The following is a 14556-nucleotide window of genomic DNA, read 5'->3' as shown; positions in this document are numbered from 1 at the left end:
CAATGGGTCCGCGCCGATCGTTACGCAACCGCGTCTACAGCAACGAATGCTTGCGCAGCGCATGGCGCAGCTGGTCGTAGGTCAGTCCGAGCGCCGCCGCGGTGCTGCGCTGGTTGTGGCGATGCTCGGCGAGCGCGCGCGTCAGCAGGCGGCGCTCATAGCTCTGGACGCGGGTGCGGAAGTCGCCCTCTGTCGGTTCGGCGGCGACCTCGGCCGGCGTCGCCTCGGCACTCATCGGCGCCGCCGACGCACCCGGCCGATAGGGTGAATCGAACGGGTCGATCTGGATCGCATCGACCGCGCCACCGCCTTGCCAGCGATACACCGCGCGCTCGACCGCGTTGCGCAGTTCGCGAACATTGCCCGGCCAGCCATAGCGTTCGAGCATTTCGGTCGCGTTGGGGCCGAACCCTGGCCATTGCTCCCAGCCGATCTCGGCCGCCATTCGCCGCCCGAAATGATCGGCGAGGACCAAGATGTCGCCCACGCGGGCACGCAGCGGCGGCAGCGTCACCACCTCGAAGCTCAGCCGGTCGAGCAGATCGGCGCGGAACGTCCCCTGCTCGACGCGCGCGGGTAGATGCTCGTTGGTCGCCGCGACGATCCGCACATCGACACGCATCGCGCGCGACGAGCCGATCCGCGTGATCTCGCCATATTCGACCGCGCGCAGCAGCCGATCCTGCGCCGCCATCGACAGCGTGCCGAGCTCGTCGAGGAACAAGGTACCGCCATCGGCCTCCTCGAAGCGTCCCGCGCGCGACTTCGAGGCGCCGGTGAAGGCGCCGGCTTCGTGGCCGAACAACTCGGCCTCGATCAGCGTTTCGGGCAGCGCGGCGCAGTTCATGATGACGAGCGGCTGATCCCAGCGGTTGCTCAGGCGATGGAGGCGCTCGGCGACCAGCTCCTTGCCGGTCCCGCGCTCGCCGATCACCAACACCGGCCGGTCGAGCGTCGCCGCGCGACTGGCGTGCTCGAGCGCGTCGAGGAAGACCGACGATTGGCCGATGACAGGGGCTACGCGATCCATGCGCCAAGCTTGTGGCGTAAATTGCCAACTGTTGGCAAGTCCCTTCGCAGGCGAACATCAATCAGCGTAACAACCCTCAGAAAACCGTCGATTCGAAAACTGGCACGGGTCCTGCAAAGCTTCCTGCAACCGCCTCAGAGCGGGCAATAACCACCAGGTTCAGGGAGAACCACCATGATGAAGCCGACCAAAAGCCTGACCAACGCAACCGTCTCGATCGTTTCGGGCATGACCGCGGTCTTGCTGACCTGTGTGACCGTTGCCGTTCCCGCCAAGGCGAACGAAGCCGAGCTCTCGGTGAATGCCTGGAGCGAGCAGGTTGGTCGGTCGCTGGGCAACACGCTTCGACCGATGGACGGTGTGCATTCGGTGATGCGCAACAAGCCCGCAACGCTGATCGCGAAGTTCGACAGCGAAGGTCGATACACCGGCGTGACGCTGGCAAGCAGCACGGGCAGCAAGCTGCTGGATCGCGAAGCCAAGCGCGCTGTCGGCCATGTTCGCTATCCGGCGCTGCCAACGACGCTGCGGCAGAACGGCAAAGTGACGATCGAGGTCGTGTTCGCCGACGATATCGTCGCCAAACCGGGACGCCGCGATGTACCCCGCTACCGCCTGATCGCGCGCAGCTACGACGTTCCCGCTGGCCAGCCGCAACGCTGACCGGCTCCTGCCGGGGCGGGTTCGCCCGCTCCGGTCTTTTCCCGATTTGTACCTAGGAGTATCTACATGGGCATTTTTTCCCGCACCCGCGACATCATCGCCGCGAACATGACCGACCTGCTCGACAAGGCCGAAGACCCCGCGAAGATGATCCGCATGATCATCCTCGAAATGGAGGAAACCTTGGTCGAGGTCCGCGCATCGGCGGCACGCACGATCGCCGACCAGAAGGAAATGCGCCGCCACATCGCCAAGCTCGACAAGCTGCAGGACAGCTGGACCGAGAAGGCCGAGCTGGCGCTTTCGAAGGACCGCGAAGACCTTGCCAAGGCCGCATTGGTCGAGCGCCAGAAGGCAGCCGACATGGCCGCCCAGCTGCACGCCGAGATCGCGGTGCTCGATGAATCACTGACCGCGTCGGAAACCGACATCGCCAAGCTGCAGAACAAGCTGCGCGAGGCACGCACCCGGCAGAATTCGATCGTCACCCGGCTCGAAAGCGCGAACAACCGCGTGCGGATGCGTGAAATGTATGCCGGCGAAAAGGTCGCCGACGCCTTCTCGCGCTTCGACATCCTCGAGCGCCGCGTCGATGTCGCCGAGGGCCGCGCCGATGCGGCGGGCATGGGCGGCGTCACCAAGAGCCTGGAGGAAGAAATCGCCGAGCTCAAATCAGCCGAGAAGGTCGATGCCGATCTCGCCGCGCTGAAGGCCCGCATGGGCAAGGAGGGCTGACCCGATGGAAGACGTCTTTCTTCCCATCATGATCTGCGGCGTGCTGTTCATCGGCATGCCCTGGATCATCCTCCACTACATCACGAAGTGGAAACAGGCGCCGACGCTGACCAACGAGGACGAGAAGCTGCTCGACGAGCTGCACCTCATGGCGCGCCGCCTCGACGAACGGCTCGAGACGATCGAACGGATCGTGTCGGCCGACAACCCCGATTTCCGGCCGCAGGCGCGCAGCGCCGAGCCCGAATCGCCCTATGACTATCGGAGGAACTGATGTCCGCGATCCGCACCAAACTGTATCTCGACAAGCCGAACGGGAAATGGATGGGCGTATGCGCAGGCATCGCCGACTATACCGGGGTCGATGTCATCTGGGTCCGCGTCGGCGCGGTCATGCTGACCCTGCTCGGCTTCCCCTGGACGCTGATCGCCTATGGCATGATCGGCTGGATGGCCCCGCAAAAGCCCAGCGGCCTGTACGACAATGCCGAGGACGCCAAGTTCTGGCAGGGCGTGCGATCGAACCCCAAAAGATCGACCGCCGAGGTCCGCTCGAAGTTCCGCGACATTGATCGCCGGCTCGCCGAGATCGAGACCTATTATGTCAGCCGCAACACCCGGCTGGCCGACGAGATCGACCGGTTGCGCTGAGCGCGCCGGCCCAAGAGGGAGAGTAACATGCAGTGGAGTTGGATGGTCCCCGTGCTGATCGTCGCTACGATCGGCATCTGCACCGCCTTCACGACGTGGATCAAAGCCAAGCATGGCTATCCGCTCGAAGACGATAACGGCAACACGGTGCATCGCACCGGCCCCGACGCAGAGCGCAAGATCGCGCTGCTGTCGAACGAGAATGAGCGGCTGACCGGCCAGGTCTCGCGGCTCGAGGAGCGGATCGCGGTGCTCGAACGCATCGCCACCGATCCCGCCGAGCGGCTGGGTCGCGACATCGACGCGCTGCGCTGAAAGGGAATAAGATGGATAAGGCAACGTTGTTTCAAGCTTTCGGCCAACCACTGGCCATTATCGGCGTCGTCGGAATGATCGCGTGGGTCATCACCACCTGGATGCGCGTCAAGAACGGCTACCCGCTCGACGGCAGCTGGGGACAGGCGCTGTACCCCAAGACCAGCGACGAGACGACCGAGCGCGTCCGGTTGCTCAGCCAGGAAAATGCCCAGCTTCGCGCCGAACTCGGCTCGATCAAGGACCGGCTCGCCAATGTCGAACGCATCGTTACCGACAGCAGCCACGCGCTCGATCGCGAGATCGAACAACTACGCGGCCGCGCGAACTAAAAGGATCGCCCCATGAACGCCGCTTTCATCCTCGGTTTCTTTTTCATCGTCGTCGGAATCCCGGTGATCCTCGGGGTGGGCGGCGACATGTTCAAGCGCTGGCTCAAGCACAAGGAAGCGATGACCAGCGCGCTGAACCACCAGACCGCCGAAAAGGCCGCGCAATATGCAGCGCAGGTCGAACGGCTCGAACAGCGCGTCCGCGTACTCGAACGGATCGTCACCGATCGCGGGATGGGCGTTGCCGACGAAATCGAACGGCTGCGCGACGCACCGCTCAACTGAACCCCTTCCCTTCCCCCCCGCGCTGACACGAAAGGCTCGGCAATGACTGACCCCAATCTCTACCTGATCATCGCCACCGAGGGCCTGCTCGGCCTCGGCCTGGTCACCGCCGGCATGCTCGCCGGGTGGCGCGGCTGGCTCCAGCTCAAGCGGCAGGAATTGGCGATGGCGGGGGCACATGACCCCGCGCCGCAAGCGCCCTCGGCGAGCCAGCGGATCGAGATCGCCGACCTCAAGGAGCGGATGCGCAAGCTCGAGGCGATCGCTGCCGGGGTGGACCTATAACCGTCCCCCCGCCACCCCAGCGGATATACGTCACCCCAGCGAAAGCTGGGGTCTCGTTTGGCCAGGCGCGCGCTTGCCAATGAGGAGACCCCAGCTTTCGCTGGGGTGACGGTCAGGGCGGCAGAAGGTGCCCCAAGGGGCCGCTGGCCCACACTTACCCCCGCCGCTATAGCGTGCCGATGCAGACCCTCACCGACATCGCCGACGAATATGGCTTTCTCGATCCCGACGATCGCTATCGTTTGCTGATCGACCTGGGCAAGGCGCTCGAGCCGATGCCCGATCCGCTCAAGACCGATGCGACCTTGGTGCGCGGATGCTCGGCATCGGTGTGGGTCTATCCCACCGTCGCCGGCGATGGCTCGCTGCACTTCCTGGCCGACAGCAATGCTGCGATCACCAAGGGAATCATCGCGCTGGTGCTGACCAGCGTACAGGACAAGGCGCCCGAGGCGATCCTGGCGACCGACATCCCCGGCGAGCTCGCGCCCTTCGATCTGAAGAACCAGCTGAGTTCGAACCGGACGCAGGGGATACCCAACATGATCGCGCTGATCCGGGAAACCGCGGAACGCTACGCTTAGCTCCCCTCCCTGAAAGGGAGGGGTTGGGGGTGGGTCGAGGCTCTGCGTAGCCCCTCATTTTCCGTTCGTTTCGAGCGAAGTAGAGAAACCGAAGCGCGGCGCCGCGTGGCCGTTTCTCGACTTCGCTCGAAACGAACGGTTCGGGGTATGACCTCAGGTATCGTGAGCATCAAGTATCGCGAGCGCTCGCCCTGCCCCCGGCCCGATCCTTCAGGGAGCGGAAGAACGCCCCAACCCAAGTCCCGTTGCAACCTCGTCTAAATCCGCGCCAACCTGCACCAAATTCCACACCCGGCTGTCGGCACCGTTGACCACCACCACCGCGTTGCGAGGGCAAACGCCCAGGCAGCGCACCTCGACGATCCCGGCATCGCCCTTGCGGCCCTTCTTGAGCCCCAGGTGACGCCGCAATGCCTTGGCGAGCGGCGCCTTGCCGCCGTCGCCGAAGCCGCCACCGACCTTTTTCGAGCATTTGGCGCAGACGAGCACCGCCTGCGACCAGTTCGACCGCACGATGGTTTTCATATGCGGGTCAGCCGGGCTGCCATTGGCGGCGTTCTTCGGCGGTACGCAGCACGTCATACGCCGCCTGGATCGCTTGGAACCGCGCCGCGGCTTCGGCATCGCCCGGCCGGACATCGGGGTGATTCGCCTTGGCCTGCCGCCGCCATGCCGCACGAACCGCTTCGAAATCGGCATCGACCTCGAGCTCAAGCAGCTCGAGCGCGCGCATTTCGTCGCGCGAACGGCTCCCGTCACCCGGTCCTGTCCAGGCGTGATGGCTCGATTCGCGGTAACCCGATGTATCGCCGCGCTCCTCGGCTTCGCGCTTGGCGGCGTCCTCGGCGCTGAGCCCTTCGAAATAGTTCCAGCCGCGGTTGTACTCGCCGGCGTGGACCTCGCAAAAATACCAGCGCTCTGGGGAGTTAGGCGATTTGGGGGCGGGCCGATCGCCCGGTTCCTCGCAGCCATGCCGGTCGCAAAGCCGCACCTGCGTCGCCTCGCGGCCCGAGCCGTAGCCCCGCCAGCGTGGAAATCCCCAATCGTTCGAGCGAGTATAACGAGCCATCGGCAACGACATAGGCTGCCGGGGCATCATAGCAAGCTGCCCTTACGGATAACCGGTGTCGGGTTGCCTGCTTAGCCCCAAAACGGCATACTCGGTTCAGCCTGTTATATTGTTTCAACAGAGGATTCAGCTCTTGAACGCGCTTTTCGCAACCTGGCGGCAGGATCTGCCGGCCTCGATTGTCGTGGCGCTCGTCGCCCTCCCTCTTTGCCTCGGCGTCGCACTAGCCTCGGGCGCACCGCTTTTTTCGGGCGTCATCGCGGGCATGGTGGGCGGCATCGTTGTCGGCTCGCTATCGAAATCGCCGCTGTCGGTCAGCGGCCCCGCCGCGGGCCTCACCGTCATCGTGTTCAGCGCGATCCAGAGCGTCCCGAGCTATGAGGCGTTCCTGCTGGCGGTCATGCTCGCGGGCATGATGCAGATGGCGTTTTCACTCACCAAGTCGGGCGTGCTCGCGGAGTTCGTGCCGACCTCGGTGATCACCGGGATGCTGTCGGCGATCGGCCTGACGCTGATCCTCAAGCAGATCCCGCACGCGCTGGGCTATGACGGCGATCCCGAAGGCGACTGGAATTTCTTCCAGACCGATGGCCTGAACACCTTCAGCGCGATCTGGTACACGCTCACCGACAGCTTCCTGTGGGGCGCGGCGTTGATCGCGCTCGCGTCGCTCGCGTTCCTGTTCTGGTGGGAAAAGGCGCGCCCGACCGAGGGGCCGCTGAAGTTCCTGCCGGCGCCGCTGGTGGTGGTGGTTTTTTCAGTCCTCGCCAACCTGCTGTTCGCGGTCGCGGCGCCGGCCCTCGAAGTCCAGCGCTCGCATCTCGTCGAGGTGCCGATTGCCGGCTCGCTCGGCGAGTTCGTCGGTCTCTTCACCTTCCCCGATTTCAGTTCGATCACGCTGCCCACGGTCTGGACGATCGCGTTGACGCTCGCGATCGTCGCCAGCCTCGAATCGCTGCTCAGCGTCAAGGCGATCGACGAACTCGATCCCAAGCGCCGGGTGACCGACAAGAACCGCGAATTGATGGCGCAGGGCGGCGGCAATATCGTGTCGGGGCTGATCGGCGGGTTGCCGGTGACCTCGGTCATCGTTCGCAGCTCGGCCAATGTCGGCGCCAACGCCGCGTCGAAGATGTCGACGATCTTTCACGGTTTCTGGCTGCTGCTCAGCGTCGCGTTGATCCCGACCATCCTCAACCTGATCCCGCTGTCGGCGCTCGCCGCGATCCTGATCCAGACCGGGTACAAGCTCGCCAAGCCCGCACTGTTCGTCGCGCGCTGGAAGATGGGCTATGCGCAGTTCGTGCCGTTCGTGGTGACGATCGTCGCGATCCTGTTCACCGATCTGCTCATCGGCATCGTCATCGGCCTTGGTGTCGGCTTCGTGTTCGTGATCGCGCGCAACTTCCGCCCGTCGGTCAGCTATGTCGAGGACGGCGCCGCGGTGATGGTCCGCGCACGCCGCAACCTGTACTTCATCCACAAGGTCGAATTGCAGTCGGCGCTCAACCGGGTGCCCGACAATGCCACGGTGGTGATCGACGTCACCGCGACCGAATTCGTCGACCCCGACAATATCGACATCATCAACGCGTTCATCAAGAACGCCGAATATCGCAACATCAAGGTCAGCGTCCGCGGTGACATTGCCGGGCGGACCGCAGCGCAGATCAAGGCGCCGACCAAGGAGATCGTTTTCGCATGAAGAGCTATCAACAGCTGATCCTGTCGAACAAGGCGTGGGTGCAGGAAATCACCGAGCAGGATCCCCAGTTCTTCAAGCGCCAGGTCGGCGGCCAGCGGCCCGAAGTGTTGTGGATCGGTTGTTCGGACAGCCGCGTGTCGCCCGACCAGATCACTCAGACGCTGCCGGGCGAGATGTTCATCCACCGCAACATCGCCAATCTGGTGCACGCGCACGACCTGAACTTCATGTCGGTGCTGCAATATGCGGTCGAGGTGCTCGAGGTGCCGCATATCGTGCTGTGCGGCCATTATGGCTGTGGCGGCATCCGCGCGGTGCTCGACGGCGGGGTCGAGGGGCCGATCGCCGAATGGCTCGAAAACGCCAAGGGCGTCCGTGCGCGCCATGCCGAGGAGATCGAGGCGCAACCCACCGCCGAGGCCAAGGTGAACCGCTTCGTCGAATGCAACGTCCGCGACCAGCTGCTCGACGTCGCGCGCACCGATATCGTCCAGGCGGCGTTCGCCAAGGGCAAGCCGCTCCAGCTGCACGGGTGGGTGTATGACCTGAGCGACGGGCTGCTCAAGCCGCTGCTCGAGATCGACGCGAACACCGACATCGCCGAGATGGAAGTGCCCGGGCGGGTATTCGAGCCGGTGATGCCAGAGGGTCTGTAAGCCGGGTTCTGTCCACCGCCCGTTCGCTTGCGCGGCGGGCGGATGGGCGACCATTCCTCTAGGCGCGCCGTTGCCGACGCGCTCGAGCGACCAACCCGGACGACGCGCCGAAACGAGGCGCATGTGCCGTCCCTATTCGGTCTTGCTCCCGGTGGGGTTTGCCGTGCCGCCCCTGTTACCAGGCGCGCGGTGCGCTCTTACCGCACCCTTTCACGCTGACTGGGCCGAAGCCTTAGCCGTCTGCTCTCTGTGGCACTTTCCCTAGGGTCGCCCCCGCCGGGCGTTACCCGGCACCGTCGTTTCGTGGAGCCCGGACTTTCCTCGCGCGGTTGCCCGCCCGCGGTCGCCCGACCCTCTGGCACATCGCCGTCCTAATCATCGCCCTGCGGTTTGGGAAGCAGTAACGCGAGCAGGATCATGCGGCATTCGGCGTCGATGATCCCGTCGATCATCTCGGGGCGGAAGCGCCGCTGAAAGGCGATGACGCTCTTCACCGGATCGCGGACGTCGTAGCCGAAGCGCTCGAGCGCCAGCAGGAAGCCGGCATCGCCCCATTCGGGGTCCATCAGCTTCTTGGTCGGGCGCGGCAGCGCGAGCCGCAGCCGGGCCAACCGCCCCCAGGGGAACAATTCGCCCGGATCGTCCTTGCGATCGGGGGCGATATCCGAATGGCCGACGACGTTGCCGCGGGTGATCGCATGGCGCTGCTTGATATCGGCGACCAGCCGGATGACCGCATCGATCTGCGGCTCGGGAAACGGCCGATAGCCGAGCTGGTGCCCCGGATTGACGATCTCGATCCCGATCGAGGCGCTGTTGACGTCGCGCACCCCGCGCCAATGCGCGCGCCCCGCATGCCAGGCGCGGCGCGCCTCGTCGACCAGGCGAAGGATCGTCCCATCCTCGGCGACGAGGTAATGCGCCGAAACCCCGGCATCGGGGTCGCGCAACCGCGCCAGCGCGGCGTCGGCATCCTCCATCCCGGTATAATGCAGCACGATCAGCGACACCGGGACCGCGCGATCATCGAAATTGGGCGACGGTGCTTCGATGAATTCCATATGCCCCCCGTCTGCGGTCGCTATCGATGCGGCGGAATACGCATCGACGCAAGGCGTCAGCGCATCGCGGCCATTGCAGCCGGCGCGGGGGCGGCCGCCAGCTTGTCGGCGCGATGATAAAAGCCGCGATAGGCGTGGCAGGGGACCAGCGCCTCGGTCCGGCCGATCACGGTCTCGCTGGCGCCCAGCACCAGCCGGCCGTCGGGACGCAACGCCGCCGCCAGCTTGGCCAGCACCGCGCTGCGTATCGCGGGCGACAGGTACAGCAGGACGTTGCGGCACAGGATCAGGTCGAACAGCCCGGGGGGCGCGGCATCCTGCGCCAGATTGTGCCGGCGGAACTGCACCCGCGCGAGCAGATCGGGCGATGCGACCCAATCCTTGCCCACAGGTTCGAACCAGCGGACCATGCTGCGCACCGGTAACCCGCGCTGGATCTCGAACTGGGTGAAGCGCCCCGCTTTGGCGCGCGCGATGACGGCCGCGGAGACATCGGTCGCCACGATATCGGGAAATTCGCGCAGCGGGTTCTGCTCGGCGAGCAGCATCGCCAGGCTCAGCGGCTCCTGCCCGGTCGAACAGCCCGCCGACCAGATGCGCAGCCGGCGTCCCTGCTGGGCGGATTGCTGGTCGCGCATCAGCGTGCCGACCTGCTGGATGACCGAAGGGTCGCGGAAGAACGAACTTTCGTGGTTGAGCAGCGCCTCGACGGTCTCGTCGGCCAGGCCGCGATCCTCGCCGCCGACCAGCGCCGCGACCAACTGGTCGAGCGATTCGAACCCGCGCGCGCGAAGCAGCGGCTTCAGCGCGCTTTCGACCCGCCAGGCGCGGTTCGCGGCAATCCGCTGGCCGGTGCGCGTTTCCATCAGGCCGATCAATATGCTCACCGCGCCGTTCGACACCCCGATCGGCCGCGGCGCCGCGGTCAACGCCCCCGCCCCTGGCGTCCGACCAGCGCGCCGATCGCCTCGGGCGGGAGTATCGCATCGGCGATTCCCGCCTCGGCGACCGCGCCGGGCATCCCCCACACGACCGACGTCGCGCGATCCTGCGCCAGTACCATGCCGCCCGCCGCGGCGACCGCCTGCGCGCCCTCGGCGCCGTCGCGGCCCATCCCGCTCAGCACCACCGCAATCGCGCGCGCGCCCCAAAGCTGCGCCACGCTGGCGAACATCGGATCGGCCGAGGGCATGCAGCCATTGGCGACGGGCTTGTCGAGCAGGCGGATCGCGAACCCGTCCGAGGTCGCGACGCAGCGGATATGCGCGTCGCCCGGCGCGATCACGACTTCACCGCTGCGAAGCCGCAAATGATCGGTCGCCACCCCGCAGGGCCGGTTGGCGAGCACCGCCACCTGCGCCGCGAAATACGGCATGAATGATACCGGAAGATGCTGGGTGATGAGGATGGGGGCCTGGAAAGTGGCCGGCAGCGCGCGCAGCAGCTTGCTCAGCGCATGGATTCCGCCCGTCGAGGCACCGATCGCCAGCACCGCGACGTCGGGGCGGCTCGCCACCCCAGCCCGCTTCTTCGGCGGAACCGCTACCGCCTGCGGCTCGGCCAGCGCCAGGCGTTCGAGCCGTTCGCGCAAGCCGCGCACGAACAGCCCTGCGAAATTGCCCAATGCCGGTTTGCCCAGCGTATCCGACGCGCCGAGCGCCAGCGCATCGATGGTGGCGGCAGCGCCTTCGCCGCAGGCCGAAGAAACGACGATGACGTGCGCCCCCTGCCCCGCGGCCAGGATGTCGGGCAGCGCCGCCAGCCCGTCGATCCCCGGCATGTCGATATCGAGCAGCACGACCTCGACCACATTCGATTTGAGATAGTCCAATGCCGCCGACGCATTGGCCACGCCGCGCGCGACGCGGTGCCCCGGGGTCGCCTCGACCACCCGCCGCAACACCGCGCGCGCGACCGCCGAATCGTCGACGATCAATACGCGGCGATCGACGTCGAACTCGGTCCGGGCATTGGCGGTCGCCACGGCGTTATGCCAGGCCGACGATCTGGAACTTGCTTTCGAGCGTCTCGCGATCGAACGGCTTCATGACATATTCGTCGGCACCCGCCTCGATCGCGGCGCGGATATACGCCATGCCGTTTTCGGTGGTGCAGAACACCACCTTCGGGCGCGGCGAAATGCCGCTGTCGCCGAGCGCGCGCAGGAAATCCATCCCGCTCATCACCGGCATGTTCCAGTCGAGCAGCACCACGTCGGGCGCCTCGGCCAGGCAGGCGTCGAGCGCCTCGCGTCCGTCGGCGGCTTCGCGCACGTCGAAATCGAGCGTCTCCAATATGTGCCGCGCGACCTTGCGGATCACCTTCGAATCATCGACGACTAGGCAGGTCTTCATGAGCGGGCGCATCCTGTTGCGATCATGGGGAAGCCTTGCCACAGCCATCGTAAGCGTAGCGTTAATCGCACATCGCGCTCATTCGGCGGCGACGGGCAGCAGGCAGGCAAGGTCGATGACCAGCACCGGTTCGCCATCGCGCTCGATCAACCCGCGGCCGGCATGCGCCCATGCGCCTTCGAGCGCGACCGCACCGGCAAGCGGCTGCAGCGCGAACGGCGCGACATCGTCGAGCGTATCAACCAAGAAGGCGTAATGATGCCCCTCGACCTGGGTGACGATCGCGCGGCGCGCCATGTCGCCATCGGGCTCGATCCCCAAAGCCGCCTGCGTGTCGATCACCGTCACGACGCGGCTGCGCAGGGTCGCGAGCCCGCGCACCGTGTCGGCGGCGCGCGGCACGGGGGTCACCGGCCCGATATCGACCACCGATTCGACCGACGCCGATTCGATCGCCACCGTGCGGCCGGCGACATGCGCGATCAGGTACAGGTCGTTCATCGCGGCGCTCCGCCCGCGCGGCGCGAGCAATCGCGCAGCGCTTCGAGCAACCCTTCGCGGTCGTAGCGATAGATTCCCGAATCGCCGCTGCGTTCGTGGCGCAGCAGGACCACCGGCAAATCGCTGGCAGCCGCCGCTTCGGGCGCGGGCTCGCCTTCGAGCCGGAGCACCGCAGCGGGCCGATCGTCATTCCCCGCCTCGGTCGCGACGCGATAGCCGGCATTGTTGAGGATCGGCGCCAGGAAGCTCGGCATCCATCCCGCCGCATCGGGTTCGATCAGGAACAGCGGGCGCTCGGCGGTCGGCAGCAGGTCGCCGTGCTGCGCGAACAGCCAGAACGGGTCGAGCAGTTCGACCGGCTCGCCGTCGATCAGGCTGGCCCCCGCGACCGCGCCGCTGGTCGCGGCGGGTGCGAATGCCTGCGGGATCTCGACGATGTCGGCGGCCTCGAGGATCGCATAGCCGACTTCGGTGCGGTCGTCCTTCAGGCGGAGCACCGGGAACGACGTCGCTTCGGGCAGCGGGCCTTGCGCCACCAGCGACAGCAGCCCGCTGTCGAGCGTCAGGCGCAACCGCCCCGCCGCCATGCTGACCGCGGCGCTCGCCACCTGTTCGATCCGATCGACCACCGACAGCGCCACCGCGCGCTGCATGCCGTCGAGATCGATGAACAGCAGCACCTTCATCATCGGTATCTGCTCGACCGGATCCACGGGCGCTTCGATCAGCTGTTCGCGCTGGAAGCGAAGCCCGGCGACATCGGCGATCCCGGCGCAATCGAGCAGCAGCATCGGCTGGCCGCTGTCGGGCATCGTCTGCCCGGCATAGACCCCCGCCGCCATCACCGCGGGCGCCGCGGGCTTGATGACCAGTTCCTCGGCATCGATCACGCTGTCGACCGCGAGCGCGAAGCTCGACGTGCCGATGCCGACGATCAGCAGCATGCCGGTGGCAGCACGCTCGGTGGGAGCGTCGATTCCGAGCAGATCGCGCAGCTCGACCACCGGCAGTAAGCGGTCGCGCACCTGCGCCACCTGGCTGCCGCCGATCCGATCGATCCGCACCGCATTGCCGCGCTCGGCGACGATCTCTTCGATCACCGATCGCGGGACCGCGAAGCGATGCTCGCCGAGGCCGACGATGATGGTGGCGATGATCGACAGCGTCAGCGGCACATGGATCGCGATGCGAAGCCCGGTACCCGGCGCATTGTCGAGCTCGATCCGCCCGCCGATCTGCTCGACGCAGGCGCGCACCACGTCCATCCCGACGCCGCGGCCCGACACCGCCGATACCTCGTCCCTGGTCGTCATCCCCGCTTCGAAGATCAGCCCCAGCTTGGCGCGATCGGGCAGCGCGCGCAGTTCGCGCTCGCTGCGCCCCGCCGCGACCAGCTTGGCGATGACGCGATCGACATCGATACCGCGGCCGTCGTCGGCGATCTCGAGGATGATCTGGTTGCCAGCCTGGCGCGCGCTGACCGTCAGCCGGCCGTGATCGCGCTTGCCCGCGGCCAGCCGCTCGGCCGGGGACTCGATCCCGTGGTCGATCGCATTGCGGATGATATGCGCCAGCGGATCGCGCATCACCTCGATCATCTCGCGATCGAGTTCGACATCGGCGCCCTCGACGCACAACGTCACCAGCTTGCCGACGCCGGCGGCGGTATCGCGCACCATCCGCGGCAGCGCCGAAAACAGCCCGTCGATCTTCTGCATCCGCGTGCGCGTGACGGTGTCGCGCAATTCGGTGACCGTCGCCGACATGCGCTCGAGCGCGGCTTCGACCGAAGGATCGAGATCGCCTTCGCGCATCCGCCGCGCCAGCTCGTTGCGCGCGAGCACCATGTCGGACATGCCGCCCATCATCCGATCGAGCAGGTCGACGCTCAGGCGAACGCTACGCGCCGGCGCGCGCGGGGCGATCGCGGTCTCCGCGACCGCGACTTCGCCCGCGCCCTCGTCGAGCGCGGCGATCAGATGGTCTTCGCCGCTATCGTCGAGCGCGACGCCGGCATCGATCGCCTCGACGATCTCGCCGATCCGATCGATGATCGCCAGCACCGCGTTCACCAGCGCGCGATCGGGCCGGCGGTCGCCGTCGCGCACCTGCGACAACACGTCCTCGGCGGCGTGGCTCAGCCGTTGCAGGCGCGGCAGATCGAGGAAGCCGCAGCTTCCCTTCACCGTGTGGACGAAGCGGAAAATCGAATCGAGCCGCGCGCGATCGTCGGGCGCGGCCTCCCACGCGACGACCTCTCCCGACAGCGCCTCGAGCGTCTCCCGGGTCTCGGCAATGAATTCTTGCAGCAGATCGTCCATGGGCCCCCG

The 14556-nt window shown here is 66.4% G+C and carries 19 protein-coding genes, 1 other RNA gene and 1 pseudogene; 11 read left to right on the top strand and 10 right to left on the bottom strand.

Annotated elements, in window-relative coordinates; all coding sequences use genetic code 11:
• Nucleotides 1-34: 34 nt before the first annotated feature.
• A complete protein-coding gene (pspF, locus tag OKW76_RS01805; RefSeq protein ID WP_265550597.1) occupies nucleotides 35-1030 on the bottom strand; it encodes a phage shock protein operon transcriptional activator in 996 nt (331 codons plus the stop codon).
• 228 nt (nucleotides 1031-1258) lie between these two features.
• Between pspF and OKW76_RS01800 the strand changes: the two genes are divergently transcribed.
• From OKW76_RS01800 to OKW76_RS01760, 9 genes are all read left to right on the top strand, one after another.
• On the top strand, nucleotides 1259-1693 hold the full coding sequence (locus OKW76_RS01800) for an energy transducer TonB family protein (RefSeq protein WP_265550595.1): 435 nt from the start codon (nucleotides 1259-1261) through the stop codon (nucleotides 1691-1693).
• A 66-nt stretch (nucleotides 1694-1759) separates the two neighbouring features.
• Nucleotides 1760-2428 (top strand): phage shock protein PspA, encoded by a 669-nt coding sequence (pspA, locus tag OKW76_RS01795; RefSeq protein WP_256507479.1) that lies wholly within the window; start codon nucleotides 1760-1762, stop codon nucleotides 2426-2428.
• A 4-nt stretch (nucleotides 2429-2432) separates the two neighbouring features.
• Nucleotides 2433-2702, top strand: coding sequence for an envelope stress response membrane protein PspB (pspB, locus tag OKW76_RS01790; RefSeq protein ID WP_256507480.1), 270 nt, complete (start codon nucleotides 2433-2435; stop codon nucleotides 2700-2702).
• On the top strand, nucleotides 2702-3079 hold the full coding sequence (pspC, locus tag OKW76_RS01785) for an envelope stress response membrane protein PspC (protein WP_265550592.1): 378 nt from the start codon (nucleotides 2702-2704) through the stop codon (nucleotides 3077-3079). Before pspB ends, pspC begins: the two co-directional genes overlap by 1 nt.
• Nucleotides 3080-3106: 27 nt before the next feature.
• Complete coding sequence (locus OKW76_RS01780; protein WP_256507482.1) at nucleotides 3107-3394, top strand: hypothetical protein; 288 nt, start codon at nucleotides 3107-3109, stop codon at nucleotides 3392-3394.
• A gap of 74 nt (nucleotides 3395-3468) precedes the next feature.
• Nucleotides 3469-3726 carry a hypothetical protein gene (locus OKW76_RS01775; RefSeq protein WP_265550590.1) on the top strand — a complete coding sequence of 86 codons (258 nt, stop codon included), beginning with the start codon at nucleotides 3469-3471 and terminating at the stop codon, nucleotides 3724-3726.
• Nucleotides 3727-3813: 87 nt separating this feature from the next.
• Nucleotides 3814-4011 (top strand): hypothetical protein, encoded by a 198-nt coding sequence (locus tag OKW76_RS01770; RefSeq protein ID WP_406698425.1) that lies wholly within the window; start codon nucleotides 3814-3816, stop codon nucleotides 4009-4011.
• Nucleotides 4012-4053: 42 nt separating this feature from the next.
• Nucleotides 4054-4296 (top strand): hypothetical protein, encoded by a 243-nt coding sequence (locus tag OKW76_RS01765; protein ID WP_265550588.1) that lies wholly within the window; start codon nucleotides 4054-4056, stop codon nucleotides 4294-4296.
• Nucleotides 4297-4475: 179 nt separating this feature from the next.
• The gene (locus tag OKW76_RS01760; protein WP_265550587.1) at nucleotides 4476-4880 is read left to right on the top strand and encodes a SufE family protein; all 405 of its coding nucleotides are present in this window, start codon (nucleotides 4476-4478) and stop codon (nucleotides 4878-4880) included.
• 210 nt (nucleotides 4881-5090) lie between these two features.
• Here OKW76_RS01760 and OKW76_RS01755 read toward each other — a convergent pair whose 3' ends face one another.
• Together OKW76_RS01755 and OKW76_RS01750 are read right to left on the bottom strand one after the other, a co-directional pair.
• Complete coding sequence (locus tag OKW76_RS01755) at nucleotides 5091-5405, bottom strand: (2Fe-2S) ferredoxin domain-containing protein (protein WP_265550585.1); 315 nt, start codon at nucleotides 5403-5405, stop codon at nucleotides 5091-5093.
• A 7-nt stretch (nucleotides 5406-5412) separates the two neighbouring features.
• A complete protein-coding gene (locus tag OKW76_RS01750) occupies nucleotides 5413-5949 on the bottom strand; it encodes a J domain-containing protein (RefSeq protein WP_265550583.1) in 537 nt (178 codons plus the stop codon).
• Between the two features lie 133 nt (nucleotides 5950-6082).
• Between OKW76_RS01750 and OKW76_RS01745 the strand changes: the two genes are divergently transcribed.
• Both OKW76_RS01745 and OKW76_RS01740 read left to right on the top strand, forming a co-directional pair.
• A complete protein-coding gene (locus OKW76_RS01745) occupies nucleotides 6083-7654 on the top strand; it encodes a SulP family inorganic anion transporter (protein ID WP_265550581.1) in 1572 nt (523 codons plus the stop codon).
• A pseudogene (locus tag OKW76_RS01740) lies at nucleotides 7651-8154 on the top strand (carbonic anhydrase); the annotation flags it as partial. The gene OKW76_RS01745 and the pseudogene OKW76_RS01740, both read left to right, overlap by 4 nt.
• A gap of 137 nt (nucleotides 8155-8291) precedes the next feature.
• Here the strand turns inward: OKW76_RS01740 and rnpB are convergent.
• The 7 genes from rnpB to OKW76_RS01705 form a co-directional block, all read right to left on the bottom strand.
• Nucleotides 8292-8669, bottom strand: an RNA gene (rnpB, locus tag OKW76_RS01735) — RNase P RNA component class A.
• A gap of 12 nt (nucleotides 8670-8681) precedes the next feature.
• Entirely contained in the window at nucleotides 8682-9371 is a 690-nt protein-coding gene (locus OKW76_RS01730) for an N-acetylmuramoyl-L-alanine amidase (protein WP_265550579.1), read from the bottom strand.
• 56 nt (nucleotides 9372-9427) lie between these two features.
• Nucleotides 9428-10300 carry a protein-glutamate O-methyltransferase CheR gene (locus OKW76_RS01725; RefSeq protein WP_322740108.1) on the bottom strand — a complete coding sequence of 291 codons (873 nt, stop codon included), beginning with the start codon at nucleotides 10298-10300 and terminating at the stop codon, nucleotides 9428-9430.
• Nucleotides 10297-11355 (bottom strand): chemotaxis-specific protein-glutamate methyltransferase CheB, encoded by a 1059-nt coding sequence (cheB, locus tag OKW76_RS01720; RefSeq protein ID WP_265550577.1) that lies wholly within the window; start codon nucleotides 11353-11355, stop codon nucleotides 10297-10299. The genes OKW76_RS01725 and cheB overlap by 4 nt, the downstream gene beginning before the upstream one ends.
• Before the next feature lie 4 nt (nucleotides 11356-11359).
• The gene (locus OKW76_RS01715) at nucleotides 11360-11725 is read right to left on the bottom strand and encodes a response regulator (protein WP_265552705.1); all 366 of its coding nucleotides are present in this window, start codon (nucleotides 11723-11725) and stop codon (nucleotides 11360-11362) included.
• A gap of 78 nt (nucleotides 11726-11803) precedes the next feature.
• On the bottom strand, nucleotides 11804-12226 hold the full coding sequence (locus OKW76_RS01710) for a chemotaxis protein CheW (RefSeq protein WP_265550574.1): 423 nt from the start codon (nucleotides 12224-12226) through the stop codon (nucleotides 11804-11806).
• Complete coding sequence (locus OKW76_RS01705; protein WP_265550572.1) at nucleotides 12223-14547, bottom strand: chemotaxis protein CheA; 2325 nt, start codon at nucleotides 14545-14547, stop codon at nucleotides 12223-12225. Before OKW76_RS01705 ends, OKW76_RS01710 begins: the two co-directional genes overlap by 4 nt.
• Between the last annotated feature and the right edge of the window lie 9 nt (nucleotides 14548-14556).

This window comes from Sphingomonas sp. S1-29, assembly GCF_026167545.1.
Taxonomy (GTDB): Bacteria; Pseudomonadota; Alphaproteobacteria; order Sphingomonadales; family Sphingomonadaceae; genus Sphingomonas.
The sequence above is the reverse complement of the archived record's forward strand: the minus strand, read 5'-3'. Positions and strand labels throughout refer to the sequence as shown.